Raw genomic sequence first — 23,043 nt, forward strand, 5'->3', positions numbered from 1 at the left:
CGGCTTGACCAGGATTGGCCGCGTTCTTGTTCCAGCGTTGCATGCACCAGTCCGCGCCGTTTGCGGGCTTTCCGAGGAACCCCCGATGACCCAGTTGATCAGCACCGACGCCGTCTCGCGCAACCAGCGGCTCGCCTACTGGACCGACATGATCTGCAACGTCTACGTGCAGCTCGGCTGCGACCCGGTGCACGAGGGCGACACGGGCGATTTCGAGGGCAGCATCCGCCAGCACACGCTGCCGGGCCTCGACGTGTCGGTGGTCACCTCGGCGCCGCAGAAGGTGATGCGCACGCCGGGCCACATCTCGAGATCGAGCGACGACTACTTCCTCGTGAGCATCCAGGCGCGCGGCCACGGCGTGGTGCGCCAGGACGGTCGCGACGCCGTGCTGTCGGCCGGCGACTTCGCGCTGTACGACAGCACGCGGCCCTACCAGCTGCTGTTCGACGAGGCCTTCGAGCAGATCGTGCTGAAGCTCCCCGGCGAGCGCCTGCGCAGCGAACTGCGCGACACCGAGGCGCTGACGGCCACCACGGTGTCAGGCCGCGAAGGCGCGGGGCACCTGCTGCTGGGCATGATCCGCACGCTGCGGGAAGACATCGACACGCTGCAACCCGCCTCGGCGCTGGCCGTGGCCCACGGGGTGCAGAACATTCTGGTGGCGGGGCTGCAGACATTGCCGGCGGCGCGCGCGCCGGCGCTCAGCAATCTCACGGCGTACCACCTGGCGCGCGTGAAGCGGCGCATCGACGAGCAGCTCGCCGATCCGTCGCTGTCGGTGGGTACGCTGGCGGCGGAGCTGGGCATGTCGGTGAGCCATATCCACCGCGTGTTCAAGAGCGAACCGCTCACGCCGTCGCAGTACATCTGGGAGCGCCGGCTCGAGGCCTGCAGCCGCGACCTCCTGGAGCCGCGCCTTGCTGGCCGCCCGGTGGGGGATATCGCCTACGGGCGGGGCTTCAACGACGCGGCGCATTTCAGCCGTGCCTTCAGGGAGCGCTTCGGGTGCTCGCCGCGCGAGTGGCGGCAGCGGGTGCAGCAGTAGCCGGAGCTGCCGGACGGCAGCTCGCCGTCTTCAGCCGTGCAGGCCCTTCCAGAGCATGTAGGCCGCCAGCAGGTACAGGATGCTCGCGAACACGCGCTTGAGCTTCTTCACCGGCAGGCTGTGCGCGGCCTTGGCGCCCAGCGGTGCGGTGAGCACGCTGCACGCCGCGATCACCGCGAGCGCCGGCAGCCAGATGTAGCCGAAGGAGCCCGCCGGCAGGCCATCGACGGATTGGCCGCTGACCACGTAGCCCGCCACGTTGGCCACCGCGATCGGAAAGCCCAGCGCCGCGCTCGTGGCCACGGCGTTGTGGATGGCGATGTTGCACCACGTCATGAACGGCACGCTGATGAAGCCGCCGCCCGCGCCCACCAGGCCCGAGATGAAGCCGATGGCGCCGCCCGCCGCGAGCTGGCCGCCCGTGCCCGGCATCTGCCGCGTGGGCTTGGGTTTCTTGTCGAGGAACATCTGCGTGGCCGAGAAGCCCACGAACAGCGCGAAGACGATGGCGAGCGCCGTGCCCTTGAGCAGCGCGAACACGCCCAGGCTGCCCACGAGGCTGCCGATGACGATGCCGGGCGCGAGCCGCTTCACGATGTCCCAGCGCACCGCGCCGCGCTTGTGGTGCGCACGCACGCTCGACACCGAGGTGAAGATGATGGTGGCCATGGAGGTCGCGATGGCCATCTTCACCGCCAGGTCGGCCGGCACGCCGCGGTGGCCCATGATGATCGTGATGAACGGCACCATCATCATGCCGCCGCCGATGCCCAGCAGGCCCGCGAGAAAGCCGGTACCGAGGCCGAGTGCCGCGAGTTCGGCGATGAGCAGGGGGTCGAGCAGGGCGGTGATGTTCACGGTGGCGCAGGAAAGGGAAAGTGCTTCTGCAAAAAGCAGCGGCCCCGTGCAACTGGTGCAGGGGGCCGCGGCGGGAAAAGGTGTCTGCAGATGATGTGCCGGACCCGCATCCTGAACCAGGGTTCAGGTGGGCGAGGGCAGCAAGACTTCGGGTTCATCTGACGCGAGATGATCACGCCCGTCTAGCGATGTACCAAGCCCGGCTCCGGAGAGCATTGGAACAAGGAAATATTAAGCCCGACACGTCTGCAGACAGTTCGGATTTTACGCCTCCCTGCCTGTGTCCGACGAATTCATTCAGAGCAAATGTCCATCGCCGGCAAGGGCTTGATCGAGTCTCTGAATGAGCTGCGCGGCCTTCGGGTCGGTTTCCGCGGTATCGGGGGCGGTGCCTGCTGCCTCGGCGGGAGGTACTGCCGCGGGCGCGGCGGCGGCAGTGGCCTGCTGCGCGGCCAGGTCGAAGGCCAGGTTAAGCGAGGCCAGCACTGCGATGCGGTCGCGGGCCTTGACTTTTCCCGCATCGCGGATCTTGCACATGGCAGCGTCCACGCGTTCGACGGCTTCGCGCAGCTGCGCCTCGCCGCCGTCGGGGCAGCCGAGCAGATAGCTCTGGCCCATGATCTGTACTTCAATCTGCTTCATGCGGAGGGGTCTTGGGGAGGTGGTTCAGCCGGCAGCCGTTCGAGCAGCGCGTCGAGGCGCGTGCGGGCCGCGGCGAGCCGCGACTTCAGTGCGTCGCGTTCGCGCGTGAGCGCATCGACCTGTTCCTGCAGCAACTCATTGGTGCGCTGCACCTCTTCGTGACGCACGAGCAGGCGTTCGACACGCTCGGCGATCTGGTCGATGGGGCTGGATGCGGGCATGGTTGGCGATTGTAGTTTCCCTGGGAGGGGCCCTTCGCCGTGCTTGGGCGAGGGGGCGTGCAGGCATGGATTCTGCGGCCTTCCACCGGCGTTTCAAACTACTCGCTCAGCCGCACATAGGTGGCGAGCAGCGCGCTCTTGGCCGCCACGCCCAGCAGCACCGGGTCGGCCGCGCTCTCGATCACCGGCAGGCGCTCGCCACGGTGCTCCAGGAAGCGCTGCAGCGCTTCGCCCAGGCCGGTGTCGGCGGTGATCGGCAGGATCGCCTGCGAGAGCAGGGCGCCAGCCGTGGTTTCGGCCGGCGCTGCGCCCAGCGCGGCCAGCGGCACCACACCCAGGTAGCGCCCGTCGGCGTCGACCACGTACAGGTACTTCACCGGGTGCTGCAGGAAGAGCCTGCTCATCGCCTCGCGGTCCGCGTCGGGGCCGACCACGGTCTCGGCCGGCTGCACCAGGTCGCGCACGTGCAGCCCGCGCAGGCGCAGTTGCGCGTCGCGCTGCTCGTTGCGGCGCAGCGTGACCTCGTACATGGAGCCGGCATTGGCCGAGCGCGCGATGAAGTACGCGATGACGCTCGCGGCCATCAGCGGCAGCATGACCTGGTAGCTCAGCGTCATCTCGAAGATCATCAATATCGCCATCAGCGGCGCCTGCGTCGCGCCCGCCAGGAAGGCGCCCATGCCGACGATGGCATAAGCGAAAGGCGCGGAGCTGGAAGCCGGCCACAGCGCCTGCACCGCCAGCCCGAACAGCGCGCCGATCATGCAGCCGAAGAACAGCGCCGGCGTGAACACGCCGCCCACGGCGCCCGAGCCGGCGGTGGCCATGGTCGCGGCCGCCTTGGCGACCAGCACCATTGCGATCAGCGTCCAGGGCCACGGCGTGTGCAGCACCGCGTTGACCACGCTGTAGCCGTTGCCCCAGACCTCGGGCATCGGTACGGAAATGGCGCCCATCAGCAGCCCGCCCAGCGCCAGCCGCCACGGCAGCGCGAGCGGCAGCCTGGCGAACAGCGCGCGGCTGCCCTGCAAAGCGCGCAGGAATCCGACCGCCGCAAAGCCCAGCAGCACGCCAAGCACGCAGAACAGCACCACCTCCGCGCCGTGGATCTCGGGGAACGCCGGCATCTTGTAAGGCGGCTGATAGCCCGGCAGCGCGCGCATCGCGACGTTCGCCACCACCGACGCGATGATGATCGGCCCCACGCTTTCCATCGCGATCGAGCCCAGCACGATTTCGGCGACGAAGAAGGCGCCCGCGATGGGCGCGTTGTAGGCGGCCGTGAGGCCGGCGGCGGCGCCGCAGGCCACCAGCAGCCGCAGCCGTTCCGCCGGAAAGCGCAGCAGCCGCCCCAGTTGCGAGGCCGCCAGCGCCGCAAGCTGCACCATCGAGCCTTCGCGCCCTATGGAGCCGCCGGTGCCGATGCTCACCAGCGACGACGCGCTGCGCACCAGCGTCTGCGCGACCGGAATGCGTCCGTCGCCGAGCACGATCGCTTCCATGTAGTCGGAGGTGGCGCTTCGCTCCGCCACGCGCTTGGCAAGCACCAGCAGCAGGCCCGCCACCAGCCCGCCGAGCGTGGGGCAGGCCACGCGCGCCCACCACGGCAGGTGCCTGGCCATGGCCACCAGCCCTTCGCCGGGGCCCAGCACCAGATGCTCGAAGCCGTAGAGCGCCGCGCGGAACAGTTCGGTCGCCAGCGTGCCGAGCAGGCCCGCGGCAATGGACCAGAGCAGCATCGACTGCCAGCCCGAAACGCCGAAAAGCCGCTGCAGCGCGGAACGAATATTCAGGAAAACCGAGGCCGGGCGCATTGCTTCGATGTTAGCGGTGCGCAACTTTCGGCTTAAACCGTGTCGGACAGGGCCTAAAATCCCGCCCGTTGGTGCCTGCGGCGTGGTTCACGCGCCGCGGTTCAACGGGAAGCAGGAGTGAAGGTCCCCCGAACGCCCTCGAGCGCGTACCGGGCCCGGCCCAAGCCGCCTGCGCTGCCCCCGCAACGGTCAAGCAGACGACGCCGCAAGGCGTCACCCCTCTCCACACAGCCACTGGGCACCCTGAAACAGGTGCCTGGGAAGGCGGCGAGGGGTGTTCTGCCAGCCCGGATACCGGCCAACAAGGCGGCTGCCGCATGCACGGAAAAAAAGATTCCGTGCGCGAGGCAGCCATTGCGCCCAGGTGCCGGCGGGGAAGCCGGCACGGGGCATTGACGTTCGTTCGGCACATTTCATGATTTCCCACGCTTCCGTTTTCCGTGGCCGCGCTCCCGCGCGCCGTCTCCGCTTCGCCTGCCTGCCGCTGGCGCTGGCATCCGCCTTCGGCGGCCTGGCCCATGCGCAACAGGCGCCCACCCTCGGCGAGACGGTGGTCACGGCCAACCGCACGCCGCAGGCGCTGTCTGACCTGGTGGGCGACGTGTCGATCATCGACCGCCAGACCATCGAGCGCAGCGGCGCCACCGGCGTGGCCGACGTGCTGGCGCGCCTGCCCGGCATCGAGATCTCGCGCACCGGCGGCATCGGCAACACGACGAGCCTGTACATCCGAGGTGCGGAAACGCGCTTCACGGCCGTCTACCTCGACGGCGTGCGCATCGACTCGCAATCGACCGGCGGCGCCGGCTGGGAAGGCATTCCGCTGTCCCAGATCGACCGCATCGAAGTGCTGCGCGGTCCGGCCGCCGCGGTGTACGGCTCGGACGCCATCGGCGGCGTGATCCAGCTCTTCACCAAGCGCGGCGAAGAGGGCGTTTCGCCCTACGCGGGCATCGGCTTCGGCAGCTACGGCCTGCGCAGGATCGAAGGCGGCGTGAGCGGGAAGTCGGGCCTGTTCGACTACTCCTTCGGTGTCGAGCATGAAGAAAGCAAGGGCTACAACGTGCAGCCGGTCGACAAGCGCAACGTGGTCAAGGACGGCTTCACCAGCCCCGACCGCGACGGCTACAACAGCACCTCGGGCAACGTGAAGCTGGGCTTCCAGCTCACGCCCGACCAGCGCATCGACGCCACGCTGCTCGCGAGCGACATCAAGGCCGGCTACGACGCCACCGTGTCGTACAGGACCAAGCTGCCGTTCCTGTTCGCCAACGACATTTCGAGCAACACGCTGCGCACCGCCGGCCTCACCTGGTCGGCCAAGTGGAACGACGTCTACAGCACCCGCGTGCAGATCACCGATTCGCAGTCGGTCTACAAGACGCAGCCTTCGTTCTACCGCACCGAAACCCACCTGCGCGGCTACCTGTTCCAGAACGAATTCCGCTTCGGCCCGCACCTGGTGACGGCCACCCTGGAACGCCGCGAAGACGCACTCGACAACGCGCCCACCACCAGCTCGAAGCTGCTGTCGCGCGACCGCGCGCAGGACGCGCTGTCGCTGGGCTACGGCTTCGTGCAGGGCCCGCACTCGCTGCAGCTGCATGTGCGCCACGACCGCGACAGCGAATTCGGCGGCAAGACCACCGGCAGTGCCGCCTACGGCTATGCCATCACGCCGTCGCTGCGCTTTACGGCCTCGGCCGGCACCGCCTTCCGCGTGCCCACGCTCTACCAGCGCTTCAGCGAATACGGCCTGGCCACGCTGCAACCCGAATCCAGCCGCAACGTCGAACTGGGCCTGCAGTACACCGAAGGCGCCTCTCACGCCGGCATCGTTGTCTACAACAACCAGGTGCGCAACCTGATCAGCTTCGACGGCACGGCCAAGGGCTGCGCCTCGTCCTTCGGCTGCTACAGGAACACGGCGCGCGCCCGCTACCAGGGCGTCACGCTGTCGGGCGGCCACCGCATCGGCGACGTCACGCTGCGCACCTCGCTCGACTTCCAGGACCCGCGCGACCTCGGCACGCACAACCTTTTGGCTCGCCGTGCGCAGCGCCACGCCACCTTCGGTGCCGACTGGCGCGTCGCCGGCTGGACGCTGGGCGCCGAGGTGCAGACCTCGAGCCGCCGCTACGACGACGCCGCCAACAGCGTCAAGCTCGGCGGCTACACCGTGCTGAACCTGTCGGCCAGCAGGCAGCTCACGCGCGACCTGAACCTGATCGCGCGGGTCGACAATGTGGGCAACAAGGACTACCAGTACGCGCGCCTGTACGCCACCGCCGGCCGCACCGCGTACGTCGGTCTCAAGTGGACGCCGCAATAAGCAACCCCTCGCAAGCAAGCGACACCGCCGGTGCCGCGGCGGCCGCCTGCGCCGCGGTGCTGGTGGCCGCGCCGGCCTCGGGGCAGGGCAAGACCACGGTCGCGGCCGCGCTCGCGCGGCTGCACACGCGGCAGGGCCGGCGAGTGCGGGCCTTCAAGTGCGGGCCCGACTTCCTCGACCCGCTCTGGCTCGCGCTGGCCACCGGCGCGCCGGTGCATTCGCTCGACCTCTGGATGACCGGCGAAGCCGACTGCCGCGAGCGCCTGCGCGCGGCGGCGGCCGACTGCGACCTGCTGATCGTCGAGGGCGTGATGGGCCTGTTCGACGGCACGCCGAGCGCGGCCGACCTGGCCGTGCGCTTCGGCCTGCCGGTGCTGGCCGTGATCGATGCGCATGCCATGGCCGGCACCTTCGGCGCGCTGGCCTACGGCCTGCAGAACTTCCGGCCCGCCCTGCCGTGGGCCGGCGTGCTGGCCAACCGCGTGGGCAGCGAACGCCATGCCGGCATGCTGAAAGACGCACTGCGCGAGCCCTCGCAATGGCTCGGCGCCTTGCCGCGCGACGCGGGCTTCACGCTGCCGGAGCGGCACCTGGGGCTGGTGGTGGCGGACGAACTGGGCGACGCGATGGCGCGTCTCGACGCCGTGGCCGACGTGCTGGCCGGCACGCCGCTGGGGCAGATGGACATCGCGCAGCTGCCGCAGGTGCGCTTCGATGCCGCACCGCATGTCGCGCCGATGCAGCCGCTGCTGGCCGGCCGCACCATCGCCATCGCACGCGATGCCGCCTTCTCTTTCATCTACCCCGCGAACCTCGACGTGCTCACCGCACTGGGGGCGCGCCTTTCCTTCTTCTCGCCGCTCGCGGGCGACGCCTTGCCCGCTTGCGATGCGGTCTGGCTGCCCGGCGGCTACCCGGAGCTGCACGCCGAGGCGCTGTCGCGCTGCGAACCGATGCGCGCCGCGCTGGTTGCCCATGTGGCGGCCGGCAAGCCCGTATGGGCCGAGTGCGGCGGCATGATGGCGCTGTTCGAAGAGCTGGCCACGCATGAAGACGCGGAGGCCGGCAACGTGCATCGCCTGTGGGGCCTGCTGCCGGGCAGGGTGACCATGCAGAAGCGGCTGGCCGGCCTCGGCCCGCAGCAGTTGCAGCTCGGCAGCCACGCCTTGCGCGGCCACACTTTCCACTATTCGCGCTGCGAGACACCGCTCGCGCCCGTCGCGCGCACCGCCCGGCCAGGCACGACCCAGGCCGTGGGCGCGCAGGGCGGCGAGGCGCTCTACGTGCACGGCCCTGTGCGCGCCAGCTATTTCCATGCGTGGTTCGCTTCCAGCCCCGAAGCCACCGCGCGACTTTTCGGCGCCATGCCCACCGAGTTGCAAAGCCATGCCCACCATGATCAAGCCCGCGACTGTTGAGCACGAGTTCATCCTCGGCGGCCAGAAGAGCGGCAAGTCGCGCCGCGCCGAGCAGCGCGCCGCCGACTGGCTCGCCGCCGACCCGCGCACCCGCCGTGCCGTGATGATCGCCACCGCGCAGGCGTACGACGACGAGATGCAGGAGCGCATCGTGCGCCACCAGGCCGACCGTGCGGAGCGCGTGCCCGGCATGCGCACCATCGAGGAACCGATCGAGCTCGCGCGTGCCGTGGTCACGCAGAGCACGCCCGACACGCTGGTGGTCGTCGATTGCCTCACGCTCTGGCTCACCAACCTGCTGATGCCGATGCCCGCCGAAGATGCCCGCCCTCCCACGCGCACGCCGTCCACGCACATGGGCATGCTCATGGTCGCGCTGCGCGAGGCGCGCGGCCCGGTGGTGCTGGTGGGCAACGAGATCGGCCTCGGCGTGATTCCGCTGGGCCGCGAGACGCGCGCATTCGTCGATGCGCTGGGCCGCCTGAACCAGGACGTGGCCGCCGCCTGCCACCGCGTGACGCTCATGGCGGCCGGCCTGCCGCTGAGCCTGAAGGTCCCCGCCGCATGAGCGCGAAAAAGATCCGAATTCCGCTGGCCGCATTCGGCCTGGCGCTGTTCGCGCTGGCGGCGCACGCGCTCGACGTGGTCGACGAGCGCGGCGTGACCGTGAGCCTGCGCGAGCCGCCGCGGCGCATCGTCACGCTGCTGCCTTCGCTCACCGAATCGGTCTGCGCGCTCGGCGCCTGCGACCGGCTGGTGGGCATCGACCGCTATTCCAATTCGCCCGAACAGGTGAAGGCGCTGCCGCAGGTCGGCGGCGGGCTCGACCCGAACGTCGAGGCCATCGTCGCGCTCAAGCCCGACGCGGTGCTGCTCGCCAAGTCGTCGCGCGTCACCCAGCGGCTCGAGGCGCTGGGCGTGAAGGTGCTTGTGCTAGAGCCCAAGAGCCATGCCGACGTGCGGCGCGTGCTCGACAAGCTCGACCAGGTGCTGGGCACGCACGAGGCACCCAGGGTCTGGCGCGTGATCGACGCCAGCGTGTCGGCCGCCGCGCAGTCGCTGCCCGCGAGCGCGAAAGGCCTGCGCGTGTACTTCGAAGTGAACAGCGCGCCGTACGCGGCGGGCGAGTCGTCGTTCATCGGCGAAACGCTCACCCGGCTCGGCGCGAAGAACATCGTGCCGGCTTCGCTCGGCCCGTTTCCCAAGCTCAACCCCGAATACGTGGTGCGCGCCAATCCCGACCTCATCATGGTCAGCGTGCGCAGCGCGCAGGGGCTGGAGCAGCGCCCGGGCTGGGCGGGCATCCGCGCGGTGCGCGAAGGCCGCATCTGCCGCTTCAGCGCCGAGCAGTCCGACGTGCTGGTGCGGCCCGGCCCGCGCATGGACGAGGCCGCGCGCCTCATGGCGCAGTGCCTGGGCGACAAGGGCGGCAAGCGGTGAGCGCGGCGCACAGGCACACGGCGCACCTGCGGCGGGTTCTGCTGCTGGGCTGCGGCCTGCTGGTGCTGGGCGCGGGGGCGATGCTGCTGGGCCTGGGCATCGGCAGCACCGGCTTCGAGAGCCTGCTGTCGGCACGGCACGACCCGGTGGCGCTGCAGATCGTGTGGGACATCCGCCTGCCGCGCACGCTCGGCGCCTGGCTGGCCGGCGCCTTGCTCGGGCTGGCGGGCGCGGTGGCGCAGGGGCTGTTCCGCAATCCGCTGGCCGACCCGTACCTGCTGGGCAGCGCCTCGGGTGCCTCGCTGGGCGTGGCACTGGCGCTGCTGATGTTCGGCGGCTCGGCCGCCAGCACGCAATGGGTGATGCGGCTCGGGCTCACTGGCGCGGCCTTCATTGGCGCGGTGGTGGCGGTGATGCTCACGCTGCTGCTCGCGCGCGGCGTGCAGCAGACGCTGCGGCTGCTGCTCGCGGGAGTGATCGTCGGCGTGGTGCTCGGCGCCGCCAAAGATCTCATCACCATCGCTTCGGCCGACATTCTCCAGGCCATCCAGGGCTTCATCCTCGGCAGCACCGGGCTGGTCGGCTGGAGCGCCTGCGCGGTGATGGCGATGGTCGGCGCGGTGTGCCTGCTGCTCGGCTGGGCGCTGGCACCGGTGCTCGACGGGCTGGCGCTGGGCGAGGCCACGGCGCGCAGCCTGGGACTGCCGCTGGGCGCAATGCGCGCGGCGCTGGTGGTGGTGCTCGCGCTGGCCACAGGCGCGGCCGTGGCGCAGACCGGGCTGATCGCCTTCGTCGGCCTGGCGGCGCCGCACCTGGTGCGCTCGGTGGTGAAGACCACGCATGCGCGGCTCATCCTGTTGTCGGCGCTGATGGGCGGCTTGCTGCTGATGTCGGCCGACCTGCTGGCGCGCTGGCTGATCGCGCCGCAGGAACTGCCGGTGGGCGTGCTCACGGCGGTGCTGGGCGGCAGCTACCTGCTCTGGCTGATGCACCGGCGCAGCGCCCGCGGGGGCGTGGCATGAACAACGCACCGGCGCTCGAAGCGCGCCGCCTGAGCGCCACCCTCGGCGCCGCCGAGGTGCTGCACGGCATCGACCTGGCGCTCGAGTCCGGCCGCTGGACCAGCATCGTCGGGCCGAACGGCGCGGGCAAGTCGACCTTGCTCAAGGCGCTGGCGGGGCTGCTCGCGCATCGCGGCGAGGTGCGGCTGTTCGGCGAGCCGCAGGCGAAGATTCCGGCGCGCCTGCGGGCGCAGCGCTTGTCTTGGCTCGGCCAGAGCGGCACGGGCGAGGGCAGCGCCGACGACCTGATGGTCTACGACATCGCCATGCTCGGACGGCTGCCGCACCAGCGCTGGCTGGCAGCGCCCAGCGCGGCCGACCGAGACGCGGTGGAGCGCGCGCTGCGCACCACCCAGGCCTGGGACTGGCGCGACCGCCCGCTGGGCCAGCTCTCCGGCGGCGAGCGCCAGCGCGTGCTGCTGGCGCGTGCGCTCGCGGTCGAGGCCGATCTGCTGCTGATGGACGAGCCGCTCGCCAATCTCGACCCGCCGCACCAGGCCGACTGGATGCAGACCGTGCGCGCCCTCGTCGCCCAGGGCAAGACCGTGGTCAGCGTGCTGCACGAACTGCCGATGGCGCTGGCCGCCGACGAACTGGTGGTGATGAACCATGGCCGCGTGGTGCACCACGGCACCTGCGGCGACCCGGCCACCCATGCGGCGCTGGAAAAGGTGTTCGACCAACGCATTCGCGTGCACCGCGTCGCGGACCAGTGGATCGCGCTGCCGCAGTAACCCACACACGAACCGAAGAATCATGCAGATCGAAACACCCCCCAGCGAGAAGCCTTACGAGAAACCCGAGGGCGAGCGCCGAGGCATCGTCATCGTCAACACCGGCGACGGCAAGGGCAAGAGCACGGCGGCCTTCGGCCTCGCGTTGCGTGCACATGGCCGTGGCAAGGCGGTGAAGATCTACCAGTTCATGAAGGTGCCGAGTGCCCGATTCGGCGAGCACCGGATGTTCGAGCAGATCGGCATTCCGATCGAGGGGCTGGGCGACGGTTTCAGCTGGAAGAGCCAGGACCTGGAGCGCTCGGGCCAGCTTGCGCGCGACGGCTGGGAGAAGGCGAAGGCGGCGATCATGTCGGGCGAGTTTTTTCTCGTGGTGCTGGACGAGATCACGTATCCGCTGATCTACGGCTGGCTGCCGCTCGAGGGCGTGCTCGAGACTTTGCGTGACCGGCCCAGGCATGTGCACGTGGCGCTGACGGGGCGCCGTTGTCCGCCGGAGATCATCGAGTTGGCCGATACGGTGACCGAGATGACTCTGGTGAAGCACGCTTTCAAGGCCGGGATTCCTGCGCAGCGTGGGATCGAGGACTGACGTGGGGCGCGCTCACGCCGACGGGGTACCTTGCTCCGCGAATGTCCCCCGGCCTTCGGCCTCCTCCTTTATTTCGCTGCGCAAGGCACCCCGCCAGCGTGAGCGTTCAGGGTACTTGTTGATCGGCCAGCACGAGAGCAGCGCTCGATGTGCACAGGGCGCCGGGTGCTCCCCGCAGCGAAATAAAGGAGGAGGCGAAGCCGGGGGACATTCGCGGAGGGGAGTACCCGGTGGCCTGTGCACCCACCCCGAAAGAGCAGCGTGACCACCCCGGCTTTCACCAGAAACGATAAAGAAGCGGTCTACCGCGCCATCCACGAGCGCCGCGACATGCGCCACTTCGCCGGCGGCCAGGTGGAGCCCGATGTACTGCGACGGCTGCTCGACGCGGCACACCACGCGCCCAGCGTCGGTTTCATGCAGCCCTGGCGCTTCATCAGGATTCGCGGCGAAGCCTTGCGGCGGCGGCTGCACCGCGTCGTCGAACACGAACGCGTGCTCACGGCCCGCGCGCTCGGCGAGCGTGAAGACGAGTTCATGCGGCTCAAGGTGCAGGGACTGCTCGACGCCGCGGAACTGCTCGTGGTGACCCTGGCGGACGGACGCGAGAAGCACGTGTTCGGCCGCCGCACGTTGCCGCAGATGGACCTGGCCTCGGCCTCCTGCGCCATCCAGAACCTCTGGCTCGCGGCGCGCGCCGAAGGGCTGGGCATGGGCTGGGTGTCGCTGTTCGATCCGGCCGAGGTGTCGGTGCTGCTCGGCCTGCCCGAAGGTGCCGAGCCAATCGCCTTGCTGTGCCTGGGGCCCGTGCACCAGTTCTATGAAGAGCCGATGCTGCAGCGCGAACGCTGGGCGACGCGCGAACCGCTCGCGTCGCTGGTGTTCGATGAAAGCTGGGGCCGTGCTTCGGACCTGTTCGACAAACCTTCTTCTCCCACGGAGCCGACCTGATGCTGGCCTTCGACACCGTTCTCTTCGAGCTTGCGCGCCTGTTCCTCTGGCCGGTAACGCTCGGCGTGCTGCTGTCTTTCGTCTATGCGGTGTACTGCCTCGGTGCCTTCGGCATCGAGTATGTGCAGCGCCGCCGCGATCCTTCGCGAGCGCTGGTGCTGCAACGCCACGCCGCCGCGAGCCAGGAGCAGATGGAGCTGGTCGTGCTCAAGCAGCTCGAAGGCGTGAGGCTGTGCAGCCGCGTGGCGCCGATGCTGGGGCTGATCGCCACCATGATCCCGATGGGCCCGGCGCTGGTGGCCGTGGCTTCCGGTGAATCGCAGGGCGTGGCGCAGAGCCTGGCGCCGGCTTTCGCCAGCGTGATCGTGGCGCTGGCTTCGGCCTCCATTACTTTCGTGGTCTACACCGTGCGCCGCCGCTGGCTCATGCGCGAACTGGTGACGGTGCTGGACGCTCGGGACCGTCTCTCATGAGCCGGCGCCAGTTCTCCATCCTGAGCAGCCTGGACAGCGACGACGACGATCCGGTGCTCTCGACCATCAACCTGATCGACGTGTTCATGGTGGTGATCGGCATGCTGATGATCGCGGTCATCAACAACCCGATGAACCCTTTCGCGCAGGACAAGGTGACGATCATCCGCAACGAGGGCAAGCCCGACATGGAGATCATCACGCGCGAGGGCCAGAAGCTCACGCGCTTCAAGGCCAGCGGCGCGACGGGGCAGGGCGACGGCGAGAAGGCCGGCACGGCCTGGCGGCTGAAGGACGGCACCATGGTCTACGTGCCGGCGGACGCGGTGCCTGCGCAAGGCGGGAAGTGACGCGGGTTCTGTTCTGGCTGTTCGGGGCCCTGGCGACGCTGGGCCTTCTGGCGTCGGCCCATGCACAGCCGGCGGGCGGGCGCGTGGTGGTGCTGGGCACCTCGCTGGTGTCGCCGGCGCGGGTGGTCCGGCTGGAGGCGGCGGCGCGCGAGGCGGGGCTGCCGCTGCAGGTGGTGTCGGCTTCGAAGGATTCGCCCGAGACGCTGGCGGCCGCGCTCGAAGGTGCGCGGCTGCTCGTCATCGATGCGCCGCACATCAGCGTGGCGCAGGCTGCCGCCGCCCGCTTCGGCGACGTGATTTCGCGCGCCGCCGTGCCCTATGTGCTGGTCGGCGAGTTCGCGCTCGTCGCCAAGGGGCAGGCCTCCGCCCCCGCGCCGCTGTCGGCGGAACGCGGCGTCGATGCCGCCTGGGCGCAGCGGCTGCGCGAGTACTGGCGTTTTTCCGGAGCGGCCAACCTTGCCGCATCGATGCAGGCGCTGGCCAGGCCCGGCGATTCGGCGGGGCTGCCGGCGCTGGTGCCGCTGCCGCTCGCCGGCCTCTATCACCCCGGCTGGCCGCGCATCGAAACCGACATTGCCGCGCTAGACCGTCTGCCCGGCGATCCCGCAAGCGGCACCGTCGCCGTGGCCATCAACAGCGCCACCGTCACCGGCGACGACACCGGCTGGCTCGACGCGCTCATCGCCGCGCTGGAGCAGCGCGGCCTGCGCGCCTACGCGTTCTACGGCCCGCGCCAGCAGAAGGACCTGTTCGTTGGCATGACGCATGCCGGCGACCGGCGCGTGGCCGACCTGATCGTCAATGCCTCGCTGGTCTTCAGCCCCAACGAGCGCAAGGCCGAGCTCGAACGCATCGGCGTGCCCGTGCTGCAGACGCTGCCTTCGCTGGCGATGGACGCAACGCAATGGGCCCAGAGCAAGGACGGTCTCGCGCAGGCCGACATTGCCTCGTACTACAGCCCGAGCGAACTGGCCGGCATGACCGACCCGATGCTGGTGAGCGCGCGCGACGCCGCATCGGGCACGCTGCAGCCGCTGCCTGCGCAGATCGACGCCGTGGCCGCCAAGGCCGCCGCGCTGCTGCGGCTGCAGCGCACGCCCGCGTCGCAGCGGCGCGTGGCGATGCTGGTCTACAACTACCCGCCGGGCGAGGCCAATTTCGGCGCGTCCTTCCTCAACGTGCCGCGCAGCGTGAACAACATGCTCGCGGCGATGAAGTCCGCCGGCTACAGCACCGAGCTGCCGGGCGCCGACGCGCTGATCGCGCAGGTGCAGGCGACGATGAAGGCCTACTACCCCACAGGGCAGGACGACGCCCTGCAGCCGCTGCTCGACAGGGGACTGGCCGACGCGATGCCGCTGTCGCGCTACCTCGCGTGGTTCCGCGAGTTGCCCTCCGCGACGCAGCGGCGCATCGAGGCCTACTGGGGGCCGCCGGAAAAATCGACCATGCTGCGCCCCGTTGCGGGTGAGCCGGCCTTCGTGATTCCGCGGGTGCGCTTCGGCAATGTCGTGGTGTTGCGCCAGCCCCCGCGCTTCGAGCCCGGCACGCAGGTCGTCGACAAGGCCCGGCAGGTCTATCACCGCTCGGCCGTGCCGCTGAGCCACGGCTACCTGGCCACCTACCTGTGGCTGCGTACGCAGTTCGGCGCGAGCGCGGTGGTGCATGTGGGCACGCACGGCACGCTCGAATGGTCGGCAGGCAAGGAGCGCGGGCTGTCGGTGCAGGACGATCCGCTGCTCGCGCTGGGCGACCTGCCGAACGTGTACCCGTACATCATGGACAACCTCGGCGAGGCCACCACCGCCAAGCGGCGCGGCCGCGCGACGATGGTGAGCCATTCGACGCCGATGTTCGCGCCCGCCGGTTTCCGCCCCGGCGTGCAGGCCATGCACGAGCGCATGCACGACTGGGAAACCCTGTCGCCCGGGCCGGTGAAGACGGCCATGGAAAGGCAGCTGACGGCCGAGTTCGTAGAGCAGCACTACGACCGCGACCTGCAATGGACGCCCGCGCGCATCCGCGCCGACTTCGCGGGCTTCATCGCGGTGCTGCACCCGTACCTCGACGAACTCGCGCAGACCGCGCAGCCGCTGGGCCTGGCCACCTTCGGCCAGGCGCCCGATGCCGAACGCCGCCGCATGACGGTCCTGCAGATCCTCGGCAAGCCGCTGGTGGAGGCGCTGGGCGAGGACATCGACGAGGCCTTTCTCATCGATGCGAAGAACGTGGCCGGCTCGCGGCCCGCGCGCTGGGTCGAGCTTGCGCTGAGCGACGCCGCAGCCGCAAGCGCCATGGGCAAGTCGCCGGCCGACGTGCAGAAGCTGGGCGAACTGGCCGGGCGCGCCCGCAAGCTCGACGCAGTGCTCGCGCACAACGAGGAAATCGACGGCCTGCTGACCGCACTGGACGGCCGCTACCTCAAGTCGAGCTATGGCGGCGACCCGGTGCGCAACCCCGACAGCCTGCCAACCGGCCGCAACCTCTACGGCTTCGACCCGAGCCGCGTGCCGACGCGCGCGGCATGGGAGGCGGGCGTGGCCGCCATGGACGCCTGGATCGCCGAGCATGCGAAGAGCCACGGCGGCAATACGCCCGGCAAGATCGCGTTCACGCTGTGGGCCGGCGAGGCTTCGCGCCACCAGGGCGTGCTCGAAAGCCAGGCCTTCTATGCGATGGGTGTGAAGCCGCGCTGGGACGACGCGGGCCGCATGAGCGGCGTCGAAGTGATTCCGGCGCAGGTGCTGGGGCGTGCGCGCATGGATGTGCTGATCAGCGTCACCGGCTCCTACCGGGACCAGTTTCCGAACGTGATGCGCTGGCTCGATGAAGCGGTGCAGCAGGTGGCCGCCTTGCACGAGCCCGGCAACGCGGTGGCGCAGCACAGCGAGGCGCTGGCCGCCAGGCTGCGCGCGCAGGGCGCGACGCCGGAGGAGGCGAAGCGCTGGGCCACCGCGCGCGTGTTCTCGAACGAGCAGGGCAGCTACGGCGCCGGGCTCGAAGAAGCCGCGCTCGCGAGCGATGCGTGGAAGCGCCAGCAGCGCGGCGGTGGCGACGCGCAGATGGCACAGCTCTACATGGACCGCATGGGCCACGCCTACGGCAAGGGCCTCGACGGCGCGGCGCGGCCGGGCACCTATGCAGGAAACCTGGCGCAAGTGGACGCGGCGCTGATGGCGCGAAGCTCCAATCTCTATGGCGTGCTCACCAACGACGATCCCTTCCAGTACCTCGGCGGCATCGCGCAGGCGGTGCGGCAGATCACCGGCAAGGACCCGGCGCTGTACGTGCAGAACCTGCGCGACGGCACGGCGGTGCGCACCGACACCGCCGCCGGCGCCATCGCCCGCGAGATGCAGACGCGCTACCTGCATCCGCAGTGGATCGCCGCGCAGAAGGCCGAGGGCTACAGCGGCACGCTGCAGGTGCTGAAGACGGCGCAGTTCCTCTGGGGCTGGCAGGTCACCGCGCCCGACGCCGTGCGGCAGGACCAGTGGCAGTCGCTGCACGACGTGTACGTGCGCGACAGATACAGGCTGGGCACACGCGAATGGCTCGAAGGCGACAACCGCGCGGCGTTCGCGCAGACGCTGGAGCGCATGCTCGACGCGGTGCGGCTGAACTACTGGAAGCCGGATGCCGCCACGCGCCGGGAACTTGCGCGCGCGTATGCCGAGGCGGCGCGGGCCACCGGCCTGCGCGAGCGGAACGACGGCGTGCAGCGGTTCGTGCGGCAGCAGCTTGCCGCGCCGGCAGCGCCCGTCGCGCAGGCCGCGCCGGTCGTGCCGGTCGTGCCGGTGGTCGCGGCCCCGCCGGCGCCTGCACCCGCCAAGGCCACAGTGGCCGAGCCCGTGGCCGACGGTGCGCAGCCCGTGAGCGGCCTCAGGCTCGAACCCACGCCCGATACGCCTCCGGCGCCCAAGCCCGAATCCGTCGTCCTGCGCCTGTGGGTCGTGTTCGGCGCCGCATTGCTGGTCGTGCTCGGCGCGTTGGCGCAGTGGCGGCGCGGCAGGGCGGCCGCCTGATTCGCGAGAATGGCGGCTCCCATGCCTGCTGACGATTCGCTCCTGTCTTATTCCCTCGCCCTCGTCGGCGCGCTGTGGATCGCGCTGGCCATCGACCGCTGGCTCGGCGAGCCGCGCGCCTACCTGCATCCCGTGGTGTGGATGGGCAACTACCTCGGCTGGATCGGATCGAGCGTCGCGCCGCTGCATCCCCGGGCGAAGCCGGTCGACCTGCCGGCCTTCCTCATCGGCGCGCTGACCTGGTGCATCGGCGCGATGGCCGTCTGGGGCGTGGCCTCGGCCTTGCAGGGCGCGATCGTGCAGTGGCTGCCCGCGTGGGCGGTGGCCGTGCTGCTGGGCCTGCTGTTCAAGCCGCTGTTCGCATGGCGCATGCTGCGCGACGAGGTGCTGGCCGTCGAGGACGCGCTGGCCGTGTCGCTCGACGCCGGCCGCGCGCAACTAGCGCGGCTGGTGAGCCGCGACGTGGCCGGGCTTGGCGAGCGCGAGGTGCGCGAGAGCGCCATCGAGTCGCTCGCCGAGAACCTCAACGACTCGCTGGTGGCCCCGGTGTTCTGGTTCTTGCTGTTCGGCCTGCCGGGCGCCGCGGTCTACCGTTTCGCCAACACGGCGGACGCAATGTGGGGCTACCGCGGCGAACGCGGCGGGCGCGACTGGACATGGTTCGGCAAATGGGCCGCGCGCGCGGACGACGTGCTCTCCTGGGTGCCCGCGCGCATCACGGCATTGCTGCTCGCACTGGCCGCCTGGCGCTGGCCGGCCGGGTTGCCTGAAGAGGCTCGGCGCACGCCGTCGCCCAACAGCGGCTGGCCGATGGCGGCGATGGCCTTGCTGCTCGGCGTTCGGCTGGCCAAGCCCGGCGTGTATGCGCTCAATGCCGAAGGGCGAGCGGTCGCCGCGGCCGACACCCGGCGTGCCGCGCAACTGGGCGCAAGGGCGGTGGTGGCTTGGGCGGTGTGTGCTTCGGCGGTCATCTTCGCGGTGATGGGGTGACGCGCAAATGACGCACGGCCTCGTCCACGGCGGCCCCGACGCATCGGGCGCCGCGCCGCACGACTTCTCGACCAACGGCAATGCGGTGGGCGCGTGCCCGGCCGTTCTGGCCGCGCTGCGCGAAGCAGATGCCGCGCATTACCCGGATCCTCGCTACACCGCCTTGCGCGATCGGCTCGCGGGCTTCCACGGCGTGGCGCCGGAGCGGATCGTGATCGCAGCCAGCGCGAGCGAATTCATCCACCGCATCAGCGCCGCCGTCGCGCAGGTCGGCGCCCGCACGGCCTGGCTGCCGGCCCACAGCTACGGCGACTACGAGCGCGCCGCGCGCGCCTGGGGCCTGCAGGTGCTGCGCGCGCCGGCGCCGTTCGACGCCGCCGGCTTGCGCTGGTGCTGCGAACCGTCGAGCCCGCTCGGGCAGCCGCAGGCCGATCTGGTGGCGCATGCGCAGGGCGAGGGCGGGCCTTGCGTGCTCGACATGGCCTACGAGCCGCTGCGCCTCGAAGGCCGTCCTTCGCTGGGCGCGGCGCAACGCGACCGCGTCTGGCAGATGTGGACGCCGAACAAGGCCATGGGCCTCACCGGCATCCGCGCCGCCTATGCCATCGCGCCCCTCGACGCCGTCGGCTCTCCGTTGATGGAGCGCCTCGACCTGCTGGCGCCCTCGTGGCCTCTGGGCACGCATGGTGTGGGGTTGCTGGAGGCATGGACCGGCAATGAAGCCCGGCACTGGCTCGCGCAAAGCCTGGACACCCTTCGCGAATGGAAAGCGCGGCAGCGCGCCGTGTGCGCGTCCCTCGGCTGGGAGTGCCTGCCCGGCGACGCGAACTTCTTCTGCGCCCGCACCGACGAGCCATATCCCCGTGTCGCCACGGCACTGCGCGCGCAGGGCATCAAGCTGCGCGACTGCGCTTCGTTCGGCCTGCCGGGCCACGTGCGGCTGGGCGTGCTGCCGCCCGCGAGCCAGCAAGCCCTGAAGCAGGGGTGGACAAGCGCTGCACGCTCCCCCGAACATCCGTGCTGAGCCGACACCCGAAAAGAACCATGCTCTACGCCATCACCACGCTCTTTCTTTGCCAACTCGCCGGCGAACTGCTCGTGCAGTGGCTCAACCTGCCGATCCCGGGGCCGCTGATCGGCATGGTGCTGCTGTTCGTCGGCCTGCTGGTGCGCGGCCGTGTGCCGCAGTCGCTGGGCGACACATCGGGCCATCTGCTGCGCAACCTGATGCTGCTTTTCATCCCTGCAGTGGCTGGCGTCATGCTGCACTTCGAGCGGGTGGGGCGCGAGTGGCTGCCGTTCCTCGCGGCAGGCATCGTGGGCGCGGCCTTCACCATGACGGTCACCGCGCTCACTTTCCGCTGGATGATCCGCATCACCGGCAAGGATGCGGAATGAGCGCACCTGCCAGGCTGTCCGAAATCTGGGTCTTCCTCGCGCAGTCGCCGCTGCTGTGGCTGTCGCTGACGCTGCTGGCGTACCTGGGCGCGCTGTGGCTGCACACGCGCAGCGGGCGCAATCCGGTGGTCAACCCGGTGCTGATATCGGTGATCGTCATCGTCTCCGTGCTGCTGCTCACCCGCACGCCCTACGACACGTATTTCGAGGGCGCGAAGTTCGTGCATTTCCTCATCGGCCCGGCCACGGTGGCGCTGGCGGTGCCGCTCTACGGGCAGGTCGGCCGGCTGCGCAGGCTGTGGCTGCCCATCGGGGTGGCGCTGCTCGTGGGTTCGGTCGCTGCCATTGTTTCGGCCATCGGCATTGCATGGGCGTTGGGCGGCTCGCACGAGCTGATGATGTCGCTGGCGCCCAAGTCGGCCACCATGCCCATCGCGATGGGCGTGGCCGAGAAGATCGGCGGCCTGCCGTCGCTGGCCGCCGTGGCTGCTGCCATTGCGGGCATCTCCGGCGCCATCATGGCCACCGGGCTCCTGAACCTGCTGCGCATCCGCGAGCCCGCGGTGCGCGGCTTCGCGGTCGGCATGGCGGCGCACGGCATCGGCACGGCGCGGGCCATCCAGGTGAACGAGACGGCGGGCGCCTTTTCCGCGCTGGCCATGGGGCTCAACGGCATCGCGACGGCGTTGCTGGTGCCGCTGATCGTCAGGCTGATGGGGGCCTGAGGCGCGTGCCGCGGTACTGGCCCAGATCCATCACCGAGCCGCGGCCGATGGAGCTCGTCTGGCCCGCGAAGCCGTACCTGGCCAGCTATGTGTCGGCCCTGAACCGGGGCTGGGCGCGCGACGAGTCGCGGCCCGAATCGGGCGCCGAGGAGCGCGCGGCCATCGAGGCCGATGCCGCGTTGTTCCTCGAGAACCTGGTGGACCGCGAGGCCAAGGGCCCGCCGGTCACGCTGCCCGACGGCTCGCGGGTGCCGCGCCTGCCGGGCTACAAGCTCTGGATGTGGGACGGCGAGTTCTGCGGCAGCATCGACCTGCGCTGGCAGCCCGGCACCATCGCCTTGCCGGTCTACTGCCTGGGCCATATCGGCTACAGCGTGGTGCCGTGGAAGCAGCGCAGGGGCTACGCGACGCGTGCGCTGGGCGCCATGCTCACGCTGGCCGCCGGCGAGGGGCTGAGCCGCGTCGAGATCACGACCAGCCCCGACAACTTCGCGTCGCAGAAGGTGATCCTGGCCAACGGCGGCGTGCAGGCCGAGACCTTCCTCACCCTGCCGAGCCAGGGCAGCCTGACCAAGTTCCGCTACTTCATCCATCTCTGACAACCGCCGACAGGCAAGGAGCGCCACCCATGGCCCACTACACAGCCGAAGTCCTCTGGCAGCGAGGCGAGCAGGATTTCCTGGGCAACACCTACAGCCGGCGGCACATGCTGCGCTTCGACGGCGGGGCGGAGGTGCCGGCGTCGTCGTCGCCGCACGTGGTGCCGTTGCCCATGTCCGACGCCTCGGCCGTCGACCCGGAGGAAATGTTCGTCGCCTCGCTGTCGAACTGCCACATGCTGTGGTTCCTCACGATGGCGGTGAAGCGCAAGTTCGTGGTCGACCGCTACTTCGACGCGGCCGTCGGCACGATGGAAAAGAACGCCGAGGGAAAGATGGCCATGACGGTGGTCACGCTGCGGCCCGAGGTGCATTTCTCGGGCGAGCACCTGCCCACGCGCGAGCAGATCGACCAGATGCACCACCGCGCGCATGAAGAGTGCTTCATCGCGAATTCGGTCCGCACCGAGGTGCGCTGCGAGCCGGTGTACTGACCGGCCGACCGGCTTCAGCCCACCAGCGAACGGCTCTTCATCTCGAGCCGGGTGATCAGCCGCTGCAGCGCGGTTTCGGCGCCGGCCGGCAGTGCCACGAATCGGAATCCCAGCTGGTAGCGGATCGTGCCGTTCTCCAGCGTGGTGTCGCGCCGCGACACCAGCTGGATGTCGAGCGTGAGCTGGCCCAGCGTGCCGAGCGACAGTCCGCAGTCGAGCAGGCGCGTGCCCACAGGCAGTTCGGCCACGCGCTCGTCCTTGGTGCGCAGGCCGACGCCGCCGATCGACAGGTCCTGCACCTCGAAGCTGAACGGATCGCCCTTGGGCGGCAGGCGGCCCGAGCAGGTGTACGAATCGAGGATGGGCGCGTCGACGCGGAAGTATTCGCGGCGCTGCATGTAGACCAGAACTTCGGGAAAGTCGGCCTCGAATGCGGGCATGCCTTCGTAGCGCACCTCGCGCGGCGTGGTGATGGAGAACTCGATGCGCACGCCTTCCGGCTGGGCCTGGAACAGGCAGCGCCGCGCCGCCAGCAGGCCCCGGTTCTGCTCGGGCTGCGAGCCCCAGTCGAAGGTGAAGACACGCCTGCGCAGATCGACGTCCAGCAGCTGCGTCACGAGCTGGCCGCCCGCGTACTGGACGGTGAGGTTGTTGCTGCGATTGACGAGATTGCGCAGCTGAACGCCGATTTCCGCCGGCGTGCGGCGTCCGAAGTTGCCTGTGCTTTCGTCGGGCGCGTCGGCCTGGCCGTTCGACTGGTCTGTATCCATGAGCTTGCCGGTGTGTATGTTCTTGCGGGCGCGTACCAAGGCTCCTGCCGGGGCTGCTGCGCGGCCCCCAGTGGGCCCGCGGCACGTGCCTCCAACCGGAAATCGCGA

The 23,043-nt window shown here is 70.1% G+C and carries 23 protein-coding genes and 1 riboswitch; of the genes, 18 read left to right on the top strand and 5 right to left on the bottom strand.

The features are described 5' to 3' along the window. Nucleotides 1-85: 85 nt before the first annotated feature. Nucleotides 86-1,048: a helix-turn-helix domain-containing protein gene (locus WIX39_RS15625; RefSeq protein ID WP_409195341.1), complete on the top strand. Its 963-nt coding sequence runs from the start codon at nucleotides 86-88 to the stop codon at nucleotides 1,046-1,048. A gap of 30 nt (nucleotides 1,049-1,078) precedes the next feature. On the opposite strand, the gene WIX39_RS15630 is transcribed toward WIX39_RS15625, so the two are convergent. From WIX39_RS15630 to WIX39_RS15645, 4 genes are all read right to left on the bottom strand, one after another. Continuing rightward, nucleotides 1,079-1,900 (bottom strand): sulfite exporter TauE/SafE family protein, encoded by an 822-nt coding sequence (locus tag WIX39_RS15630; protein WP_106937468.1) that lies wholly within the window; start codon nucleotides 1,898-1,900, stop codon nucleotides 1,079-1,081. Between the two features lie 303 nt (nucleotides 1,901-2,203). Continuing rightward, on the bottom strand, nucleotides 2,204-2,548 hold the full coding sequence (locus WIX39_RS15635) for a cell division protein ZapA (protein WP_285411741.1): 345 nt from the start codon (nucleotides 2,546-2,548) through the stop codon (nucleotides 2,204-2,206). After that, entirely contained in the window at nucleotides 2,545-2,769 is a 225-nt protein-coding gene (locus tag WIX39_RS15640) for a DUF904 domain-containing protein (RefSeq protein WP_081270851.1), read from the bottom strand. Before WIX39_RS15640 ends, WIX39_RS15635 begins: the two co-directional genes overlap by 4 nt. A 98-nt stretch (nucleotides 2,770-2,867) precedes the next feature. Continuing rightward, on the bottom strand, nucleotides 2,868-4,583 hold the full coding sequence (locus tag WIX39_RS15645; protein ID WP_409195342.1) for a ClcB-like voltage-gated chloride channel protein: 1,716 nt from the start codon (nucleotides 4,581-4,583) through the stop codon (nucleotides 2,868-2,870). A 53-nt stretch (nucleotides 4,584-4,636) separates the two neighbouring features. Continuing rightward, nucleotides 4,637-4,900, top strand: a riboswitch (cobalamin riboswitch). 98 nt (nucleotides 4,901-4,998) lie between these two features. Here WIX39_RS15645 and WIX39_RS15650 point away from each other — a divergent pair. The 17 genes from WIX39_RS15650 (at nucleotide 4,999) to WIX39_RS15730 (ending at nucleotide 22,165) form a co-directional block, all read left to right on the top strand. After that, on the top strand, nucleotides 4,999-6,915 hold the full coding sequence (locus tag WIX39_RS15650) for a TonB-dependent receptor domain-containing protein (RefSeq protein WP_409195343.1): 1,917 nt from the start codon (nucleotides 4,999-5,001) through the stop codon (nucleotides 6,913-6,915). Further along, complete coding sequence (locus WIX39_RS15655; protein WP_409195344.1) at nucleotides 6,900-8,333, top strand: cobyrinate a,c-diamide synthase; 1,434 nt, start codon at nucleotides 6,900-6,902, stop codon at nucleotides 8,331-8,333. The genes WIX39_RS15650 and WIX39_RS15655 overlap by 16 nt, the downstream gene beginning before the upstream one ends. Further along, the gene (locus WIX39_RS15660) at nucleotides 8,302-8,901 is read left to right on the top strand and encodes a bifunctional adenosylcobinamide kinase/adenosylcobinamide-phosphate guanylyltransferase (protein ID WP_409195345.1); all 600 of its coding nucleotides are present in this window, start codon (nucleotides 8,302-8,304) and stop codon (nucleotides 8,899-8,901) included. The genes WIX39_RS15655 and WIX39_RS15660 overlap by 32 nt, the downstream gene beginning before the upstream one ends. Further along, nucleotides 8,898-9,773, top strand: a complete 876-nt coding sequence (locus tag WIX39_RS15665) for an ABC transporter substrate-binding protein (RefSeq protein ID WP_081266954.1) — start codon at nucleotides 8,898-8,900, stop codon at nucleotides 9,771-9,773. Before WIX39_RS15660 ends, WIX39_RS15665 begins: the two co-directional genes overlap by 4 nt. Beyond that, a complete protein-coding gene (locus WIX39_RS15670; protein ID WP_081266953.1) occupies nucleotides 9,770-10,795 on the top strand; it encodes a FecCD family ABC transporter permease in 1,026 nt (341 codons plus the stop codon). The genes WIX39_RS15665 and WIX39_RS15670 overlap by 4 nt, the downstream gene beginning before the upstream one ends. Beyond that, on the top strand, nucleotides 10,792-11,568 hold the full coding sequence (locus WIX39_RS15675) for an ABC transporter ATP-binding protein (RefSeq protein WP_409195346.1): 777 nt from the start codon (nucleotides 10,792-10,794) through the stop codon (nucleotides 11,566-11,568). Before WIX39_RS15670 ends, WIX39_RS15675 begins: the two co-directional genes overlap by 4 nt. Nucleotides 11,569-11,590: 22 nt before the next feature. After that, nucleotides 11,591-12,160 (top strand): cob(I)yrinic acid a,c-diamide adenosyltransferase, encoded by a 570-nt coding sequence (cobO, locus tag WIX39_RS15680; RefSeq protein WP_409195347.1) that lies wholly within the window; start codon nucleotides 11,591-11,593, stop codon nucleotides 12,158-12,160. Nucleotides 12,161-12,421: 261 nt separating this feature from the next. Then, complete coding sequence (gene bluB / locus WIX39_RS15685; RefSeq protein WP_409195348.1) at nucleotides 12,422-13,111, top strand: 5,6-dimethylbenzimidazole synthase; 690 nt, start codon at nucleotides 12,422-12,424, stop codon at nucleotides 13,109-13,111. After that, nucleotides 13,111-13,584 (top strand): MotA/TolQ/ExbB proton channel family protein, encoded by a 474-nt coding sequence (locus WIX39_RS15690; protein ID WP_285411731.1) that lies wholly within the window; start codon nucleotides 13,111-13,113, stop codon nucleotides 13,582-13,584. The genes bluB and WIX39_RS15690 overlap by 1 nt, the downstream gene beginning before the upstream one ends. Then, nucleotides 13,581-13,934: a DUF2149 domain-containing protein gene (locus WIX39_RS15695; protein ID WP_081266948.1), complete on the top strand. Its 354-nt coding sequence runs from the start codon at nucleotides 13,581-13,583 to the stop codon at nucleotides 13,932-13,934. Before WIX39_RS15690 ends, WIX39_RS15695 begins: the two co-directional genes overlap by 4 nt. Beyond that, on the top strand, nucleotides 13,931-17,959 hold the full coding sequence (cobN, locus tag WIX39_RS15700; RefSeq protein WP_409195349.1) for a cobaltochelatase subunit CobN: 4,029 nt from the start codon (nucleotides 13,931-13,933) through the stop codon (nucleotides 17,957-17,959). Before WIX39_RS15695 ends, cobN begins: the two co-directional genes overlap by 4 nt. A gap of 9 nt (nucleotides 17,960-17,968) precedes the next feature. Continuing rightward, nucleotides 17,969-18,949: an adenosylcobinamide-phosphate synthase CbiB gene (gene cbiB, locus WIX39_RS15705; RefSeq protein WP_409195350.1), complete on the top strand. Its 981-nt coding sequence runs from the start codon at nucleotides 17,969-17,971 to the stop codon at nucleotides 18,947-18,949. A gap of 7 nt (nucleotides 18,950-18,956) precedes the next feature. Then, nucleotides 18,957-19,973: an aminotransferase class I/II-fold pyridoxal phosphate-dependent enzyme gene (locus tag WIX39_RS15710; protein WP_409195351.1), complete on the top strand. Its 1,017-nt coding sequence runs from the start codon at nucleotides 18,957-18,959 to the stop codon at nucleotides 19,971-19,973. Between the two features lie 20 nt (nucleotides 19,974-19,993). Next, nucleotides 19,994-20,347, top strand: coding sequence for a CidA/LrgA family protein (locus WIX39_RS15715; RefSeq protein ID WP_081271218.1), 354 nt, complete (start codon nucleotides 19,994-19,996; stop codon nucleotides 20,345-20,347). Continuing rightward, a complete protein-coding gene (locus WIX39_RS15720) occupies nucleotides 20,344-21,072 on the top strand; it encodes an LrgB family protein (protein ID WP_106934719.1) in 729 nt (242 codons plus the stop codon). Before WIX39_RS15715 ends, WIX39_RS15720 begins: the two co-directional genes overlap by 4 nt. 47 nt (nucleotides 21,073-21,119) lie before the next feature. Continuing rightward, on the top strand, nucleotides 21,120-21,671 hold the full coding sequence (locus WIX39_RS15725) for a GNAT family N-acetyltransferase (RefSeq protein ID WP_081271220.1): 552 nt from the start codon (nucleotides 21,120-21,122) through the stop codon (nucleotides 21,669-21,671). A 29-nt stretch (nucleotides 21,672-21,700) separates the two neighbouring features. After that, a complete protein-coding gene (locus WIX39_RS15730) occupies nucleotides 21,701-22,165 on the top strand; it encodes an OsmC family protein (RefSeq protein WP_409195352.1) in 465 nt (154 codons plus the stop codon). A 14-nt stretch (nucleotides 22,166-22,179) separates the two neighbouring features. On the opposite strand, the gene WIX39_RS15735 is transcribed toward WIX39_RS15730, so the two are convergent. Next, nucleotides 22,180-22,935, bottom strand: a complete 756-nt coding sequence (locus tag WIX39_RS15735) for a flagellar brake protein (protein WP_409195353.1) — start codon at nucleotides 22,933-22,935, stop codon at nucleotides 22,180-22,182. Nucleotides 22,936-23,043 lie beyond the last annotated feature (108 nt).

The sequence above is a fragment of the Variovorax sp. AB1(2024) genome (genome assembly GCF_037482385.2).
Classification (GTDB): domain Bacteria; phylum Pseudomonadota; class Gammaproteobacteria; order Burkholderiales; family Burkholderiaceae_C; genus Variovorax.

Coding starts and splice junctions, on each gene's coding strand:
- WIX39_RS15725 (WP_081271220.1), top strand. CDS start 21,120: ATGGAGCTCGTCTGGCCCGCGAAGCCGTACCTGGCCAGCTATGTGTCG.
- WIX39_RS15645 (WP_409195342.1), bottom strand. CDS start 4,583: ATGCGCCCGGCCTCGGTTTTCCTGAATATTCGTTCCGCGCTGCAGCGG.
- WIX39_RS15625 (WP_409195341.1), top strand. CDS start 86: ATGACCCAGTTGATCAGCACCGACGCCGTCTCGCGCAACCAGCGGCTC.
- cobO (WP_409195347.1), top strand. CDS start 11,591: ATGCAGATCGAAACACCCCCCAGCGAGAAGCCTTACGAGAAACCCGAG.
- WIX39_RS15665 (WP_081266954.1), top strand. CDS start 8,898: ATGAGCGCGAAAAAGATCCGAATTCCGCTGGCCGCATTCGGCCTGGCG.
- WIX39_RS15675 (WP_409195346.1), top strand. CDS start 10,792: ATGAACAACGCACCGGCGCTCGAAGCGCGCCGCCTGAGCGCCACCCTC.
- WIX39_RS15660 (WP_409195345.1), top strand. CDS start 8,302: ATGCCCACCATGATCAAGCCCGCGACTGTTGAGCACGAGTTCATCCTC.
- WIX39_RS15650 (WP_409195343.1), top strand. CDS start 4,999: ATGATTTCCCACGCTTCCGTTTTCCGTGGCCGCGCTCCCGCGCGCCGT.
- WIX39_RS15695 (WP_081266948.1), top strand. CDS start 13,581: ATGAGCCGGCGCCAGTTCTCCATCCTGAGCAGCCTGGACAGCGACGAC.
- WIX39_RS15640 (WP_081270851.1), bottom strand. CDS start 2,769: ATGCCCGCATCCAGCCCCATCGACCAGATCGCCGAGCGTGTCGAACGC.
- WIX39_RS15635 (WP_285411741.1), bottom strand. CDS start 2,548: ATGAAGCAGATTGAAGTACAGATCATGGGCCAGAGCTATCTGCTCGGC.
- WIX39_RS15690 (WP_285411731.1), top strand. CDS start 13,111: ATGCTGGCCTTCGACACCGTTCTCTTCGAGCTTGCGCGCCTGTTCCTC.
- WIX39_RS15730 (WP_409195352.1), top strand. CDS start 21,701: ATGGCCCACTACACAGCCGAAGTCCTCTGGCAGCGAGGCGAGCAGGAT.
- WIX39_RS15710 (WP_409195351.1), top strand. CDS start 18,957: ATGACGCACGGCCTCGTCCACGGCGGCCCCGACGCATCGGGCGCCGCG.
- WIX39_RS15715 (WP_081271218.1), top strand. CDS start 19,994: ATGCTCTACGCCATCACCACGCTCTTTCTTTGCCAACTCGCCGGCGAA.
- WIX39_RS15735 (WP_409195353.1), bottom strand. CDS start 22,935: ATGGATACAGACCAGTCGAACGGCCAGGCCGACGCGCCCGACGAAAGC.
- WIX39_RS15720 (WP_106934719.1), top strand. CDS start 20,344: ATGAGCGCACCTGCCAGGCTGTCCGAAATCTGGGTCTTCCTCGCGCAG.
- cbiB (WP_409195350.1), top strand. CDS start 17,969: ATGGCGGCTCCCATGCCTGCTGACGATTCGCTCCTGTCTTATTCCCTC.